Below are 17,398 nucleotides of genomic sequence, written 5' to 3'. Positions count from 1 at the left end.
TTAAGCGTCTTGTGCGTTTGGATCAAAAATATTGACAACACTTTGTGACTCATCAGCCGCTCGTTGAATCGCTGTTTTAATGCGTTTGTATGCCATACAACGGCAATAATTGCCGTTCATATAGTTGGCTATTTCGTCTTCAGAGGGATTTGGGTTCGTTGCCAGTAATGTAGCTGCTTGCATTATCTGGCCCGATTGGCAGTAACCACATTGTGGGACTTGTTCGTCAACCCATGCCTTTTGCAGTGGGTGTTCGTTATTTAATCCTTCGATGGTAGTAATTTTTTTGCCCGCAATAGCGCCTACAGGTAACAAGCACGAACGCGTAGCTTGTCCATCTAAGTGCACAGTACACGCACCACACATCCCAATACCACAACCAAATTTTGTCCCTTTTAGTCCAATTTCATCACGAATAACCCATAACAACGGTGTATCTTCACTCGCGTGTGATTCAATCACCTTGCCATTAATTGTAAACGTCACCATAGCTTGCCCCTTGATTAAGCTTTTATAGCAACTCTTTAAGTTATACGTATAACTTAAAGAGTTGCTATAACTATTAAAAAAATGTAATTACTGACCTTACTCATTACTTTTGTCGTGAAAATGCTTTACAGCGTTTTTCTATAAACTCATGGAGTTGCGCTTCAGTGTCTATATCCAAACTCGCACATTTTAAATTAACAGTATTAACTTCTTCATCATTGCAACGCAGTAGATGCTGCGCACCTTTATCTGTAGTTAAGCCGCTAAGCTTCGATAGATCAACGTTAGGAAATATCGCAGGCACGCCTAAACGCTCGCCGTAATTAGCACACCAACGAGCAGGATGCTTTTTAAAATTTGCAACTAATTCACTCAAATGTTCTGTAGTAAGCTCAACCTGATCAGCAAGCATAAATAAAATACCATCTGGCTGCTGATTTTTTAAAATAGCTTTTGTGGCTGTCGCAATAGAATCACCTAACCCTTTATCCCATTGTTTATTTTCAATCAGCTTAATATTTTTATTATTTTCGAGCGTGTTTTTTACTTCTTTATGCCATGCACCCGTGACGACAAATACAGGTGAGCTATCAAGTGCTTGTATAACATCAACCGCACGTTCAATCATCGTTTGGCCTGCGCCAATATCGGCAGTTAACTTACAACCATTGAACCGTGATGACTGCCCCGCCGCTAATATCACCTTAGCGATTAACACTTTTCATTTCCCCAGTAACTCAATGAGGTGGCATTTTTATTTGAAAACACGGCGTGTATTTCGCTAATGAGTGAAAGTGCAATGCTCTCTGGTGAGTCGCCGCCTAGATTTAAGCCTACAGGACCAAATACAGGTGACTTTACTTTCTCTAGCGAAGTATTCGCCTGCGTTAGCACTTGCGCCCGTCTATGTTTAGGGCCAAGTAAACCTATGTATTTAAATGCTATATCAGCGAGTACGCAAAGCACACTAGCATCAAGCTCAACACTGTGGGCCATTAAAACAGCGGCATCCACTTTGTTTTCTATACAATACTCACGTAATTGATTTGGCTTAGAACGTAAAATAGCATCAGCATTTGTAAAGTACTGCCTTTTAGCATTTGCTGGACGCGTATCCCATACGGTTACACTCCAACCAAGTTGTTTAGCAAGTGTATAAACAGGCACCGCGTCTGCCCCACCTCCTACAATAAGTATATGAGGCGCAGGGTAAATAGAAATATCTAAAAACGTTGCATCATTAATTTCAATCAGTTGAGCTTTTCGATTAATTGATAAACCTTGTTGCTCTGCGTTTAGAGCAAATTCCCCACAGCCACTAGGTATAATAGGGTTCACTTGTTGAAGGTAGTGCCCCGCTACATTGTCGTTAAGTGCTTTTCTCATATGTTTAAGCTGCAAATACTCGTTAGCCTTATGAATTGGCTGAAGTAAAATATGCACTATACCGCCACATCCAATACCTAACTGAAATGTTAAATCATCTTCATCTGTTGCATCGTAACTTATCGTTTTACTAGTTAACGTGCTCATTACTTGCTTAGCATGTCGCTGTATGTCAGCCTCTAGGCAACCACCAGAGAGCATACCTAAACGCTGCCCTAAACTCGAAATAAGCATCATTGCGCCTAGCTTACGATAACTAGAACCTTCTATTTGATACAAAGTGGCTAAAACCCACTCTTGTTTATCTTTGAGAGGCTCCCAGCTATTTAATATATTTTTTAAATCAGTAACCATACACTTTTACCTTAAAAAATCATCGTGTGTGCCGATGATTACTGCCACTTTACGTGACAATTTTTAGATTCGTTTAAACAACTACAAAAATTGAACAGCAACCTTACTTTGCCGTAACCTTATGTAACACTTTTATAGCAAAGTGATTGATTATTAATGTTTTAGCCCTCAATAATATCATCCAATGTGTCGATTAGCTCATCAAAACGTTCATTTACATTTTCGCGTTGTTTATCACTTAAAGTGGTATTTAACTCATTTAATAAATTTACATATAAACTAAGATTTTCATCATTAATTTTAAGCAGCTCTGGGCTCATATATAATTCACGCTCTTTTATAACCGTGCTTAATTGCTCAATAAACTCAGATTGCGTTAAATTTTCACTTTCAAATACTTGCTTAGCAGCATTTAAACGCTGTTGTTTGTATTCGAGCCACAGCTCACTTGAGTCCTGATGTTTATCGTTGGTCAGTTTAATTAGTATTTTTTGCTCAGCATTAAGTTTTCCGAGCCATTGCTCGTAATATTCTAATTGTTCTTCTAAACGATCTTTTTTACGTGCTATAAATGTTTGCTCGTTAAGTTCATCGCGTTCTTCATCAATTTTTTCTTGAATATTATTTATGAATGTTTTGCGCTGTAAAGGCGTTAAATTTTCACCTAATTCAGCCAAAGGCAAATAAGCGAATTCAAGTAAATTTCGCCAATGTTTTTTTGCAAAAACAACGTGTTCTTTAAGCCGAACGGGTTTTAAACCTTCGTTAAACAAGGTTTTTATATTTTGTATATCTTGTTTGTATGCTGGTAACTGCGTTGACCTATGCCAATGCTGTGTTGTTTCGATAATTTTTTTTAGTTGCTTGTTTTGTTGTTTATTTAAATCAACATAATCATCAACCCAAAACGATGAAAGCCAGCTTAAATTATTATAAGTAAATGAGGCAGAGCAACTGCATAAAAACAACATGCTAATAGCGACGCCTACATGTTTGAATTTTTTCATTTTAGTGTTGTTTAGCATCCCATTCCTTTTTTAACTTATATTGTTATTAAATAAATTCATTTGATAATAATTATCATTTACTATTGACTTGCATTCTATTACAAGTGATAATCGTTCGCATAAACATAGTGTAACGACCTCAGTGCCTAAGGAAGAAGTTACAGCAAGGATGCTGATATTTAATTAAGAAGACTGTGCCGCTTCGTGTTTTCTACTTACTCGACCCAAGTAGTCAGCACTCAAGATCACAATTACTTGCTACATTGCTCATATTAGTGACGGTTGATATGACTCAAAAAAGCCCTAACGGGCTTTTTTTATTTCTTTAAATTTTCTGCAATATCTGTATCTTACACACCACTTATAAATTTACTTCATGCAAAAAAACTCTGTTTTGAGCTATACATTACATATTCAGCCAAACTAGAAGCACTGTATCTTGCGTTTATATAAAAGCTGGCGTAAAACATAACAGTAGACACTTCTTTTTGCACTCACATTTAAACGTTACAACAGTCTATTTAGCGCATTAATTTGTAATAAAATGACGTTTGACTAATACATATTGCAACGATTACTAATTGGAGACATGAATATGTCACAGTTTAATTTAAAAACTTTAATACTTGCTAGCGTGTTGCTTACAAGCCCTTTTGCCCATGCAGGGCTCGAAGATGGCATTAAAGCAGCTAATGAAGGTTACTTTGAAGAAGCCCTGAAAGAGTTTGAATACCTTGCTGATAAAGGTTATGCACCTGGAATATATGAACTCGCGAAGTTATATGAAGGGGGTTACGGTGTAATTCGCGATTACCGTAAAGCCGCTCAACTTTATCAAGAAGGTGTTAAGAAAAACCATGTAGACTCTATGTTTGCATTAGCGGTGTTATATGATGAAGGCAAAGGCGTTAAGTTAGATAAACAAATGGCATTAAACTTATTTGAAAAAGCAGCCAATAAAAATTTACCCGCTGCGCAGTTTAATCTTGGTGTTATGTACGCGAATGGTGATGGCGTTAGCCACGATTTTGAACTTGCAAAAAAATGGTACGAAAAAGCAGCCGCTAATAATTACTCACTAGCGCAATTTAACTTAGCGCTCATGTATTTTGAAGGTTTAGGCATGCCAAAAGACTTAGAAAAGTCATACATTTGGAATACTATTGCTGAATACAACGGTAATATGCAAGCAAGCCATAGCCGAAAGCTCGATGAACGAAAAATGCTACCTAAAGAAGTTGAGGAAGCTAAAGAAAAAGCGGACGCTATTTATACCAAAATTTTAGCTGGTACATATGCAGGTGAAGGCCGATTGTTCTAATCTTTATATTCACTAAAGCTGAACTATTACCATAGTTCAGCTTTTTTCATCTGAAGCCACACCTACTTAATATAAAGCCACTTTAAAAGCTTTATAAGCACGTTACTTTGCTTGAGTAACATACCAACTCGCGGATTAAATGAACCTGAAACTAGCGTATTTTTAGCATGGCTAAAGGTTAAAAATCCTTCTTTACCATGGTAATGCCCCATACCTGAGTGCCCAACACCACCAAATGGTACATCATCTGCTGTAACTTGCACTAGCGTGTCATTAACAGCAACTGTACCGCTGAGTGTTTGCTTAATAATATAGTCTTGAGCTGGTTTATCTTGCCCTAAAATATAAAGTGCTAATGGATGGTGATGTTGTTTAATGTAATCAATAGCATCGTCAAGTTTGTTATAACTCATTATTGGTAATATAGGGCCAAATAATTCATCCTGCATGAGCTGCATTTCATCGCTTACCTGTGTAACAATATGCAGCCCCATGCGGTGTTTTTCTGCATCTTGCTGGTTTTGCTCAAGCGGTTTTACAATCGTTGCACCGAGTTCTTGTGCTTGCGCTAAATAACCCGTTAAACGCTTGTAATGTGCATCGCTAATAATCGATGTTAAGTTTTTACCTTCAACACCCTCTTTAAAATGCTTTTTATAAAGCTCACATAATTGCTGAATGAGCTGATGCTCAAGTCCTTGTGGTACCAATACATAATCGGGTGCGACACATATTTGCCCAGCGTTAGCCATTTTCCCAAATAGTAACGTTTGCGCTGCTTTTTTAATATCAGCCTGCTCGGTAATAATAACGGGTGACTTCCCCCCAAGTTCAAGTGTTACTGGTGTTAAGTTATGACTCGCTGAGGCCATCACCAATTTACCCACCGCAGTTGAGCCCGTAAACAATAAGTGAGCAAATGGCAACGATGAAAACTCACTTGCAACCTCACTGCCGCCCTGAATTACTTTGCAGTGCTCTTGTATTTCGTCGCTAAATAATTTTTCAAGTACCACATTTGTGTGTGGTGTAAATTCGCTCAGTTTTAACATCACTCTATTACCTGCGGCAATGGCTGTTACAACAGGCACTATGGCTAATTGAATAGGGTAATTCCACGGTGCAATAACACCAACAACCCCTTTAGGCTGATAAGTTACACTGACTTTTGAAGGCCATAAACTTAAACCTACCGCACGATTACTTGGTTTAGACCAGTTAGGCAATTTTTTTATTATATGCGCAAGTGTTTGTACTGTAGGCAGAATGTCGCCAAGTAAAGTGTCAAATGCCGTTCGGTAGCCAAAATCTTTTGAAACTGCATCTACAAGCTCTTCTTCAAGTTCAACAATTCGTAATCGGAGATTTTTTAGCAACGTAATACGTTTATTAATTGGTAAATAAGGCGTACTTAGAAAGGCGTCTTGTAACCCATCAAACTGTGTGGTTAAAGAAACTGTATTGGAAGTGTCAGTGGTCAAAGTAGTTTACTCAATTTTCAAAGTTACTACAGATAATAACCCTGAACTGTTTTTCGAGCAATCACACTAATTTAGCTATAATAGCCAAACAAGTAAGCATTAAGAGTCGTTTTGCCCAGAACTGAGATGATAGGCAAAACGACTCATATCGAGATAGCTATAAGCTAAGTTTAAGTTTGTTTAAAAATTAAATACTTTTGCTGCAATAGTCATCGTCACTAATGTAATTAAAATTATCGCAATAATATTAAGCATAAACCCTGCTTTTATCATATCTCGTATTTGTATTTTTCCCGAGCCAAAAACAATTGCATTTGGTGGTGTTGCCACTGGCATCATAAACGCACAGCTACATGCAATAGCTGCTGGAATAACCCAAACTAAAGGCGATCCGAAAATACTCTCCGCAACAGGGCCTAAAAGAGGTAAAAAACCAGCGGCAGTAGCCGTGTTACTGGTTATTTCGGTTAAAAATGTAATTAACGCAACAACCACTAATACAGCCATAACCAGAGGTACTGCGCTTGCACCTTCAATTAAATGCGCAATGTATTGTGCTAAGCCAGATGATTTTATTTGCGAAGCGAGTGATAACCCTCCTCCAAATAATAATAGTACTCCCCATGGTACTTTCGATGCACTCACCCAATCTAAAATTCGTTCATCACTGCCTTTATTGGCTGGTAAAACAAATAATAACAATGCAGCCGCTATTGCTATTGCTGTATCTGAAATTTTAAGTCCAGAAAAATCAGCGAGTAAAGGTCTAAAAACCCAACAAAGAGCGGCTAATACAAACACATAAAACACCCCTTTTTCAGCACGCTGCAAAGGACCAAGGGTCGTCATTTCTTTTATAAAAACAGATTTACTGTCGTGTAAATGTTCTGTTTTTTCATCAACCTTGTAGCTGAATTTTGTGAGCCAAACCCAACATACTATCAACATAACAATTGCTAACGGAACACCAACAAGCATCCATTGACCAAACCCTATTTCGATTTGATAGCTTTCTGACAAATAGGCCGCCATTAAGGCATTCGGCGGTGTACCTATTAGTGTTGCAATTCCTCCAATGCTCGCACCATATGCAATAGATAACAAAAGTGCTTTAGCAAATCCATCATCCTCTGAGTTTGATTCGCTCACTAAGTGTATGATTGAAAGTGCAATTGGTAGCATCATTACTGTCGTTGCAGTATTTGACATCCACATAGATAAAAATGCTGTCACCAACATCATGGCTAAAATCTGTAAACTCGGCTTTTTACCCGCATAAAGCATCGTCGTTAACGCGATCCGTTTATGTAGCCCCCAACGTTCCATCGCGATGGAGATCAAAAAACCACCTAAAAATAAAAATATTAAGGGGTGCGCATAAGGCGCTGCGGTACTTTTTATAGGTGCTATATCAGCAATCGGCGATATAACAAGTGGCAATAATGATGTTGCAGGTATTGGCACAACTTCACTAACCCACCACGATGCCATCCAAAAAGCTAACCCTGCGGTTTTAAATGCAAGACCAGACATACCACTAGGAGGGTCTATCAAGCACGTTAATAGCATTACAGCAGGGCCAAGCCATAATATAATTTTTTGCGTTAATGTATTTTTCACTGGCTCGTTTTTTATAATTTTCTGAGTCATAATTTGCCCTTAAAATTTGTACTTGAGACCAAGTGCGACACTATTATCCGCATTTTCTTGGAGATCTAAATCGGTATACAAAAGATACGCTGTGGTTTGCTTGTCAAAGACATAGTCAAGTCCAGTACTCCACTGAATCGCTTTTGACTCTTGACGAATTGCAGAGTCATCTTTAGCAAATTGTAATTTTGGAACCCATTTATCAATTGTATAACTTGCACTTAATACATAACCGTTGCCTGACTTAGTCTCATCAACTGATTCCGAATGTTGGTACAGTGCACCTAGCTGTAATTTCTCAAATTTATACACGCCCACGATTCGGCTAGCTGTAATATTGTTCAAAGAATCAACCCTACTTAATGAGACGTAATAAGGTGTATTATTTAAATTACGGTCACCGTAGATTAGCGTCGCTGCAAACCCTGCTTTGTTATTTTTATTATCGTCTTTTGGAGCATAGGTAAACGAAAACTGAGCATTAGACCAATATTGAGATGTGTATGTAAGCGTATCACCAAGCCGATCTTGCCCAGCAATTACCTGCGCCATATCACCTTGGGTTTCATTGAAGTTATCTAATTTTCCTTCGGAGTATTTAAAGCGCGTATCGTTTCTACCTATAACGATTTCACCAAACGCCCCTTTTAGACCCAAATAAGTATTACGTGCTGTAAAGGGCTCTTCTGTATCATCCTCTTCAAAGCCCTTCACCTGTACTTCGTATTTAAAAACTGCACTTAAGTATTCATTTAATTTATGCTGACCTTTTATACCAATACGAGAAAAAGGCGCTTCAATTTGCGTACCTTCTTTGCCGTAGCGCATAATACCAGTGTCGGTATTTGCGATTTGAACTTCTGCTTTACCGTAAACGGTATAATCAGCGGCTAAAGTAATACTGGGCAATATTGCTAAACTACTCAGGGGTATAAGCAAAGTAGATAGGTGTGTTGTTTTTATCATTGTGCGTCCTAATTATTAGAATCAACTTATTGTCGGCTCTAATAAGGCAAATTTACTGCCAATGATATAAAAACCTTTTTTTTCATAACCTTAAAAAAAATTGCTGTTATTATTTACACAGGCGTGTGCGGTTAACCGCACACTTAGAAATACATGTTGTCACTAAATCCGCACAACTATTCCGTAAACATCTCTCGATTGAGATTATATTTACTCATTTTATCGTAAAGTGTTTTACGCGCAATTTGCAGTGTTTCCATGGTATTTTTGATGCTTCCATGATTTTGCTCAAGCGCATATTCAATCAGTGATTGCTCATAAAATGCCACTTTTTCTGATAAGCTCAAATCAGGAGATAATCCACCAAACTGCTGCGTATTCACCTCGGTAAAGGCAAGTTCGGCGCCAAGTAATACCGCACGTTCGGCTTGGTTTCTGAGCTCTCTTACATTACCAGGCCAATCATAAGCAACTAAGCGCTGTTGTATTTCGCTGTTCAGGGGTGCTGGAGGCTTGTGATAGCGCGTTGCAGCAATGGAACTAAAATGCTTAAACAAAAGTAATATATCGGCTTTGCGATCACGTAATGGCGGGATATTAACTTTAACTAAGCTCAACCTGTAATATAAATCAGCTCTAAACTCGCCTTTCTCCACCAAGGAAAGTAAATCAACTTTTGTCGCAGCTACAATCCTTATATTTAAATCGATGGCTTTATTATCGCCTACAGGGGTTACTTTTCGCTCTTCTAATACGCGCAGTAATTTAACTTGCAGCGACATTGGGGTACTTTCTATTTCATCTAAAAAGACCGTACCGCCTTGTGCATATTCAAACTTACCTTTACGGCTTTGCGTAGCACCCGTGTATGCTCCACTTGCTGCGCCAAACAGTTCGCTTTCTATTAATTGCTCTGGTACAGCCCCACAGTTAATCGCCACAAAGTTACAACTCGAACGAATACTCTGATCATGTAAATAGCGTGCTACGAGCTCTTTTCCTGTGCCGGTTTCGCCTTCAATCATTATATCTGTTGGCGTATCTATTACTGTATTTAATAAATGCATCATATGTTGCATTTTGGGCGTATCCCCCAATATACGTACACCCGGCGCAGATGCTTTTTGCACAACCACTTTTAATGCGCGATTTTCCATAACAAGACTGCGCTTATCACAAGCTCTGGCAATACAATCAAGTAGGTGTTCGTTCAGCGGTTTTTCGAATAAATCGTACGCCCCTAATTGCATCGCTTTTACCGCAATAGACACGTCGGCATAGCCGGTTAAAAATATCACAGGAAGCTCACTGTCAAAGGCTGTGATTTGCTCGAGTAAAGTTAAACCGTTCATTGTGGGCATATTAATATCGCTAAGCACAATTCCATTATACCGTCGGCTAAGCTTACTAAGAGCTGTACTTGCGTCGTTAAAACACTCTACTGTATAACCTTCTAGTGTGAGTAGTTGTTTTAGCGAATCTCTGATCATCGCTTCATCATCAATCACTATAATGTGTTTACACAACAAACTATCAATCATGCTTATCCCCCTGCTTACTTGAAAGACTAATAATAAATTCAGCCCCGCCTTGCAATCTATTGTGTGCGCTTAAAGAGCCATTAAATGAATCAATAATCTGTTTTGATATTGATAACCCTAAACCGAGACCTTTGCTATCTTTAGTGCTGTAAAAGGGCTCAAATAAATGACTAAATACATGTTGCTCAATACCCGAACCGGTGTCTAAAATAGAGAATTTAACGCGTTCTTCAAAACACTCCAAATTGAAGGTCAAATTACGTTCAACAGCACCATTCATAGCTTGGCTGGCATTGGTAATTAAATTAACCAGCACTTGTTCAAACTTAAGAGCATCAACCCAGACGATGACTGCTTCATCAAATTGCGGGGGCTCTACCTGCACATTGTCTTGCTTTAACTGCGCGCTAGAAATCATTAATGCATTATTAACAAGCGCAGCAAGCGGGTATGGCCTTAATTGCATCCCTGATGGTTTACTAAAGTGCTTCAGCTGCCCTACAATCTTATGCACTCGCTCGACTAGCCCTTCAATAATAACCAAACTTTGACTTAAGGCTTCGTAATTACCTTTTGCTAATAGCCGCTTAGCACTTGCTAGGTATGTATTAATTGCACTAAGAGGTTGGTTTATTTCATGATTTATACCAGCACTCAGCTGCCCTATAGTAGCCAGTTTAGCTGATTGCACTAGAGCCGTTTGTACCTTTTCAAGCGTTTGGGTACGCTCTATTACTTTTTGCTCAAGACTATGCCTTGAATAAAGTAATTTTTTATATCCAGCAAAACGAGCTAATAAGCTATACCCAATAATAATTATAAAACTGTAGATAATAATAACCCAAAATAAGCGCGATATTTGTGCGCTATCGACCTTTGATACATCGACAAGAATATGCATTGTGGCATTAAAGTTATTGAGTTTCATTGAGGACGAAACATATCGCTGTTTATCAATTTTAAATTGCGTCGTACCTTGGCTCTGAGACTGATACTGCTTTATGTATATCGGTTGATGATCCAGATAAGAACGGCTAGATTTAATCTCCTGCTTTGCAGTAATTCCGAGCTGAGTAAAGCTATTCAAACGCCACTGTTCAATATCAGACATGGCAATAACGTGATCGGGAAGTTGTAAATAAAAATGGCTCCCCTTCGACGTGTTTAGCAACTCTCTATCATTTTCGAACTTACTTACATTAACTTTTAAAACCACTACTCCAATGGCCTTATTATCACTATAAACTGCTTGTGAAAAATATATGCCTCGTTTATTTGAACGTATACCAAGTGCAAAATAGGCCACTTTATCATCCGTAAAAGCACGTTTAAAATAGGGTCTAAAAGCATAGTTACTGCCCAAAAAAGTGTAATCAGTCTGCCAATTACTACTTGCAATAACATCACCTTGCGTATCCAACACAAAGATGTCAGACGCACCGCTGGCTTGCTGAATATCAGCTAGATAATTATTAATTGCGCTATAATGTTGTGGTGATCCTGATACAAAACTTATCATCAACTCATTATAAGTTAATAACTCTGGGATCGCAGAAAAGCGTGCAAGTTCAGTATCAATATAATTATTTAATTGAGTAACTTGGCGTTCAGCCTGAAGGTTTGCTTGCTCAATATCATGAGTTCGTCCGAGAAAAAATGATATCAACAAAATAAATATGGGTAATATACAAGTAATAATGATTCTTTTAGAAAGAGAAAACATACTGACCCACAAAATAACCTGATGAATTTAAAGAACCTAGTTTAACGGCTTATTAGCCATAGCGATATAAACTTTTGTTAACAAAAATCAGAGCGAGTAAAAACAAAAAATCACCGCAAACAAAAATATTCACGGTGATTTTTATTATACCAATTCACTTCATTAAGTTATCTATTTTGAGGTAGTAAACATTGCCGATAACAAGGTAAAAATTCGTTATTTCGTTGTTCCCAGCAATGACTTCTGCATTGTTTTATCTACTGCATCCATGGCGTTGTAAATCAGAAATTTTGACTTCTGTTAGCCTCAGGCTTTATCCCTTAAATTGATAACGTATTATTGCAAATTGATATAGAGCATTATCTATTCGCTAAATTAGCTTGCAGTTACAGCTATTCGATTTTTAACATATTTGTATAAACCAATTAATGACGCTGCAATCCAGAATATTTCGATTACAAAACTGGCTAAGTTAAAGTTATAACAAAGGCTGATCAACAATAAAATGGCCCCTGTTAAATTCATCATATTGTACATTAAGCTAGTTGGAGATGTTTTACCTAGCTGCAGTAAAAAGAATGAGCCAACGACTAAAAAAGTGCCTGTCATACCTATGATGTCAAATAAGAGTGCTATCACGAAACTATCCTTTATCCATTTTTAAATAACCCAAAAAACTGGCCCGATCCGTGGGGAGGGTATTTTTTCATTCATTGAAACAGCAAAACCGAGCGATTCTATCAAGATGATAAATTCTAACAAGGCCATATGTCCGTATAAGCAATATGCTTATTTAAATGTAACTTTACCACCAATAATTTTATAAGCGGGTATCCCTCTTATCACAGCAGGCCTTGCAAAAGGACGATTACAGTTAGGGCAAATACAGGGCTCTTTTGTGAAATTTTGGCTAATACGTTCTATAAAACATTTAACAAGCGCTCCTTTACCGCCCTTTCGATACTTAAATAAGGGGGTTTTACAAGCAGAACAAAAAATATCAACCGTTTTTGTTGGCCCTTTTTTATTTGGTTTAGCCATAATTAGTCATTAATTCAAAGTAATACCTAAAGTGTAACAAGACTAAGGCCAAATACCCAAAATTAGGCCCATTAAAGAAAATTGTAAAATATGAAAACTACCATTAATTAAAAACAGCTTCATCGGCCGTTGCTCAAAAATATAACTAAGCCCAAGTGAACTACTAACCCAAAATACACCGATAATAAATCCAGTTCCTACACTTTCACCAACGTTAGGGTTTTCACCTAGAAACAATGCAAGCAAAAAAGTGGCTATAAAAGATAATAAAAAGCTCCCTCCAAAAATTAATTTTGGATCTGCTGATTGCAAATCTAGCTCTGTTAAACCACAACTTTCAAGCCAAGCTTGTTTAAACATTCTATTTGAATACCAAATGCCACCAAGCATAAAGCAAGAGAGCGCGGCAATTAATACCGCAAAATAATCAACATCAGAAAAATTCATATACTGCCATAACTTATGCATGAGAGGTTATTTGACTGTAGTTAATAATTATTAAAGCGGCAAACTCATAATCTGGAAACTAGGGCCTTATATGGACTCCCCGTAAATATCAAAAAGAAAAAGTTAAAATATCCCCAGTTTTGCACCAGTTAATGTAATAAGATCGGTTGTCATTAATTTCACTTCTAAACCGCGTTTTCCTGCACTTACATATACGTGCTCAAACTGTGATGCACTACCATGAATGTAGGTAGCGAGGCGTTTTTTTTGTCCCAGTGGACTTACCCCTCCTAAAATATACCCCGTACTGGCTTGTACTTTTTGTGCAGCCGCCATCGCCACCTTTTTAGATGAGGCTAATTTTGCCAATTGCTTTAAATGAATTTGTTGAGAAACAGGTGTTACTGCAACAATTAATTCGCCTTCATGTGTTTCAAGCACTAATGTTTTAAATACTTGATGGCTATTAAGCTTTAACTTTTCAACTGCTTCAAGCCCATAGTGACTATTGCTAGCGTCGTGCTCGTAACTTAAGACATCAAACGAGATTTTTGATTTTTTCAATAGATCGATTGCAGGTGTCATAATACTTAATCATTTTTTATTAACAGTAACAAAAATAAAATTTAAAGCAAAAAAAACGACGCTAAAAAGCGCCGTTTCATTATTTATAATAATTTAAATTTACTTAGTTAAATCATCAAAAAACTTTTTAACACCGTCAAAAAAGCCTTGCTCTTTAGGACGGTTTTTAGAGCTATCTGTGCCCATGCTTTCATCTAATTCAGTCAGTAATTCACGTTGACGCTCGTTCAAATTAACTGGCGTTTCGATTACCACTTTACAAATTAGATCGCCTTGGGCACCACTGCGTACAGACTTAACACCTTTGCCACGCATACGGAACATTTTTCCCGTTTGCGTTTCAGACGGTATTTTAAGTTTTGCACGACCATCAAGTGTCGGCACCTGAATTTCGCCACCAAGGCCTGCTGTAGTAAAGCTAATTGGTACTTCACAATATAAGTTATTCGCTTCACGTACAAATATTTCATGCTCGCGAACCGATACTTGCACGTACAAGTCGCCAGATGGCGCGCCGTGCATTCCGGCTTCGCCTTCACCTGTTAAGCGAATACGGTCACCGGTATCAACGCCAGCTGGAATCTTAACTGAAAGCGTTTTGGTTTTTTCTACGCGGCCTTGACCATGACACTTGTTACAAGGATCTGAAATAATCTGACCTTGTCCTTGACACGTTGGACATGTTTGCTGCACAGCAAAGAAACCTTGCCGCATTTGCACTTGGCCAGCACCATGACATGTAGTACATGTTTTAGGTTTAGAACCCGCTTTAGCACCACTGCCGTCACATGGCTCACAACCCACCCATGTTGGTACTTTAATTTCAACTTCTTTACCACGAACCGCTTCTTCTAAGCTTAAGTCCATGTTGTAACGTAAGTCAGAGCCACGTTGCTGACGAGATTGACGTCGACCACCGCCACCACCAAAAATATCGCCAAATACGTCGCCAAATACATCACCGAAATCACCTTGGCCGCCGCCGAAACCACCATGGCCACCGCCGCCGCCTTGCTCAAATGCCGCATGACCATGTTGGTCATACATTTGGCGTTTTTGCGCATCGGTTAAAATTTCGTAGGCTTCTTTAACCTCTTTAAACTTTGTTTCGAGATCTTTATCGCCTGCGGTACGATCTGGATGATATTTCATCGCTAAGCGTTTATACGCCTTTTTTATGTCTCGCTCACTCGCATCTTTGCTTACGCCGAGGGCTTCGTAATAATCGCGTTTTGACATATCTATCACACTACTCTTTTCTATTTGCAGCGTAAGCTGCTGGATAAACCGATAAATCGCATCGATTTATCATTGAATTTGAACCTTAAACACATGCAAAAGGCGCGACAAGCTATTGCTCGCGCGCCTCAATTGTTCATCCTAACCTAAACACTCAACTGAGTTAAGTATTTTTGGCTAGCGAGAAGCGTTAGCAACAATTATTTGTCGTCTTTCACTTCTTCGAACTCTGCATCAACAACGTCGTCGTCTTGCTTAGCTGATTGCTGTTGCTCGCCTGCATCTGCTGAACCTTGCTGTGCTTTCGCTTGTGCAATTTCCATCAGTTTTTGAGACTTTTCAGCAAGCGCTTGAGTTTTAGCTTCAATCTCTTCTTTATTGTCGCTCTTAATAGCCGCTTCTAAATCTACAACAGCCGCTTCAATCGCTTCTTTGTCTTCATTTGGTAATGCATCGCCAGCTTCTTCAATTTGCTTGCGAGTACCATGAACTAAAGCATCAGCTTGGTTACGAGCAGCTACAAGTTCTTCAAACTTTTTATCGTCCTCAGCATGTGCTTCTGCATCACGAACCATTTTTTCAACTTCTTCATCGCTTAAGCCTGAAGATGCTTGAATTGTGATTTTTTGCTCTTTACCTGTATCTTTATCTTTCGCAGATACATGTAAGATACCATCGGCATCAACATCGAATGTTACTTCGATTTGCGGTGTACCACGTTGTGCTGGGCGAATACCTTCTAGGTTAAATTGACCTAGAGATTTATTGTCGCTTGAACGTTTACGCTCACCTTGTAACACGTGAATTGTTACAGCAGATTGGTTATCTTCAGCGGTTGAGAATGTTTGCGATTTCTTAGTAGGAATCGTCGTGTTTTTCTCAATTAATGCAGTCATTACTGAACCCATTGTCTCAATACCTAGAGATAATGGAGAAACGTCTAGTAATAGTACATCTTTAACGTCACCAGCAAGTACACCACCTTGAATCGCTGCGCCTACTGCAACTGCTTCATCAGGGTTTACGTCTTTACGTGGTTCTTTACCGAAGAAATCAGCAACTGTTTTTTGTACTAAAGGCATACGTGTTTGGCCACCAACAAGAATAATATCGTTGATGTCGCTTACTGATAAATCAGCATCAGCAAGTGCACGTTTAAGTGGCTCTAGAGACTTAGTTACTAAATCTTCAACTAGTGATTCAAGCTTAGCACGTGTTAGTTTCACGTTCATGTGCTTAGGACCAGATGCATCAGCAGTTACATACGGAAGATTTACTTCAGTAGATTGTGCAGATGAAAGTTCAATTTTTGCTTTTTCAGCAGCTTCTTTAACACGTTGCATTGCAAGAGGATCAGCTTTTAAGTCTAAGCCTTGATCTTTCTTGAATTCAGCTACTAGGTAGTTGATTACACGGTTATCGAAATCTTCACCACCTAAGTGAGTGTCGCCGTTTGTAGCAAGTACTTCAAAAGTGTGCTCGCCTTCAACTTCATCAATTTCAATGATTGATAAATCGAAAGTACCGCCACCTAAGTCATATACTGCAACGATGTTTTCGCCACGGTTTTTATCCATACCGTAAGCCAGTGCCGCAGCAGTTGGCTCATTGATAATACGTTTAACTTCAAGACCCGCAATACGACCAGCATCTTTCGTTGCTTGACGTTGTGAATCGTTAAAGTATGCAGGTACTGTGATTACAGCTTCAGTTACTTCTTCACCTAAAAAGTCTTCAGCCGTTTTCTTCATTTTTTTCAGTACTTCAGCAGAAATTTGTGGTGCAGCGCGTTTTTCGCCGCCCGCTTCTACCCATGCATCGCCGTTATCTGCTTTAATGATTTTAAACGGCATGATGCCGATATCGCGTTGTACTTCTTCGTCTTCAAAACGACGACCAATTAAACGCTTGATTGCAAATAATGTGTTTGTCGGGTTAGTAACCGCTTGACGCTTAGCAGATTGACCTACTAATGTTTCGCCGTCTTGCGTGTAAGCAATAATAGACGGGGTTGTGCGATCGCCTTCCGCGTTTTCAATAACACGTGCTTTGCCACCATCAAGTACTGCAACACAAGAGTTTGTAGTACCTAAATCGATTCCAATAATTTTACCCATGAAACTTCTCCAACTTCAATATTCGTTAATACGTTCGATGACTTAGTAAAT

Annotated in this window: 16 protein-coding genes; 1 reads left to right on the top strand and 15 read right to left on the bottom strand. The window is 38.6% G+C overall.

What is annotated here, in order from left to right; translation table 11 throughout:
• The 4 genes from LOS73_RS06330 to LOS73_RS06315 all read right to left on the bottom strand — a co-directional run bounded on the left by LOS73_RS06330 (position 1) and on the right by LOS73_RS06315 (position 3,254).
• Positions 1-489, bottom strand: a complete 489-nt coding sequence (locus LOS73_RS06330; protein WP_007375515.1) for a (2Fe-2S)-binding protein — start codon at positions 487-489, stop codon at positions 1-3.
• Positions 490-592: 103 nt separating this feature from the next.
• Positions 593-1,207, bottom strand: a complete 615-nt coding sequence (locus LOS73_RS06325; protein ID WP_033038140.1) for a nucleotidyltransferase family protein — start codon at positions 1,205-1,207, stop codon at positions 593-595.
• A complete protein-coding gene (locus LOS73_RS06320; protein ID WP_457934686.1) occupies positions 1,201-2,229 on the bottom strand; it encodes an XdhC family protein in 1,029 nt (342 codons plus the stop codon). The genes LOS73_RS06325 and LOS73_RS06320 overlap by 7 nt, the downstream gene beginning before the upstream one ends.
• Before the next feature lie 161 nt (positions 2,230-2,390).
• Positions 2,391-3,254 carry a DUF6279 family lipoprotein gene (locus LOS73_RS06315; RefSeq protein WP_007375518.1) on the bottom strand — a complete coding sequence of 288 codons (864 nt, stop codon included), beginning with the start codon at positions 3,252-3,254 and terminating at the stop codon, positions 2,391-2,393.
• 577 nt (positions 3,255-3,831) lie between these two features.
• Between LOS73_RS06315 and LOS73_RS06310 the strand changes: the two genes are divergently transcribed.
• Positions 3,832-4,557 carry a tetratricopeptide repeat protein gene (locus LOS73_RS06310; RefSeq protein ID WP_007375520.1) on the top strand — a complete coding sequence of 242 codons (726 nt, stop codon included), beginning with the start codon at positions 3,832-3,834 and terminating at the stop codon, positions 4,555-4,557.
• 62 nt (positions 4,558-4,619) lie between these two features.
• Here LOS73_RS06310 and LOS73_RS06305 read toward each other — a convergent pair whose 3' ends face one another.
• The 11 genes from LOS73_RS06305 to dnaK form a co-directional block, all read right to left on the bottom strand.
• On the bottom strand, positions 4,620-6,038 hold the full coding sequence (locus LOS73_RS06305; RefSeq protein WP_457934685.1) for a coniferyl aldehyde dehydrogenase: 1,419 nt from the start codon (positions 6,036-6,038) through the stop codon (positions 4,620-4,622).
• A 180-nt stretch (positions 6,039-6,218) separates the two neighbouring features.
• Positions 6,219-7,688 carry an SLC13 family permease gene (locus tag LOS73_RS06300; RefSeq protein ID WP_457934684.1) on the bottom strand — a complete coding sequence of 490 codons (1,470 nt, stop codon included), beginning with the start codon at positions 7,686-7,688 and terminating at the stop codon, positions 6,219-6,221.
• Between the two features lie 9 nt (positions 7,689-7,697).
• Positions 7,698-8,654 carry a porin gene (locus tag LOS73_RS06295; protein ID WP_457934683.1) on the bottom strand — a complete coding sequence of 319 codons (957 nt, stop codon included), beginning with the start codon at positions 8,652-8,654 and terminating at the stop codon, positions 7,698-7,700.
• A 176-nt stretch (positions 8,655-8,830) separates the two neighbouring features.
• The gene (locus LOS73_RS06290; protein WP_457934682.1) at positions 8,831-10,195 is read right to left on the bottom strand and encodes a sigma-54-dependent transcriptional regulator; all 1,365 of its coding nucleotides are present in this window, start codon (positions 10,193-10,195) and stop codon (positions 8,831-8,833) included.
• Positions 10,188-11,918 carry a sensor histidine kinase gene (locus LOS73_RS06285; RefSeq protein ID WP_457934681.1) on the bottom strand — a complete coding sequence of 577 codons (1,731 nt, stop codon included), beginning with the start codon at positions 11,916-11,918 and terminating at the stop codon, positions 10,188-10,190. Before LOS73_RS06285 ends, LOS73_RS06290 begins: the two co-directional genes overlap by 8 nt.
• Before the next feature lie 375 nt (positions 11,919-12,293).
• A complete protein-coding gene (locus tag LOS73_RS06280) occupies positions 12,294-12,557 on the bottom strand; it encodes a CBU_0592 family membrane protein (protein WP_457934680.1) in 264 nt (87 codons plus the stop codon).
• Positions 12,558-12,707: 150 nt separating this feature from the next.
• Positions 12,708-12,959, bottom strand: a complete 252-nt coding sequence (locus LOS73_RS06275; RefSeq protein WP_007375527.1) for a hypothetical protein — start codon at positions 12,957-12,959, stop codon at positions 12,708-12,710.
• Positions 12,960-13,001: 42 nt separating this feature from the next.
• Entirely contained in the window at positions 13,002-13,406 is a 405-nt protein-coding gene (locus LOS73_RS06270; protein WP_007375528.1) for a DUF1761 domain-containing protein, read from the bottom strand.
• Between the two features lie 123 nt (positions 13,407-13,529).
• Positions 13,530-13,991 carry a Cys-tRNA(Pro) deacylase gene (ybaK, locus tag LOS73_RS06265; RefSeq protein ID WP_033029845.1) on the bottom strand — a complete coding sequence of 154 codons (462 nt, stop codon included), beginning with the start codon at positions 13,989-13,991 and terminating at the stop codon, positions 13,530-13,532.
• 99 nt (positions 13,992-14,090) lie between these two features.
• Positions 14,091-15,230, bottom strand: coding sequence for a molecular chaperone DnaJ (dnaJ, locus tag LOS73_RS06260; RefSeq protein ID WP_007375530.1), 1,140 nt, complete (start codon positions 15,228-15,230; stop codon positions 14,091-14,093).
• A 200-nt stretch (positions 15,231-15,430) separates the two neighbouring features.
• Complete coding sequence (gene dnaK / locus LOS73_RS06255) at positions 15,431-17,347, bottom strand: molecular chaperone DnaK (RefSeq protein WP_007375531.1); 1,917 nt, start codon at positions 17,345-17,347, stop codon at positions 15,431-15,433.
• Positions 17,348-17,398: the final 51 nt, after the last annotated feature.

It is taken from the genome of Pseudoalteromonas sp. SCSIO 43210 (assembly GCF_054133285.1).
Note: the sequence above shows the minus strand (reverse complement) of the source record. Positions and strands in the feature narration are given on the sequence as shown.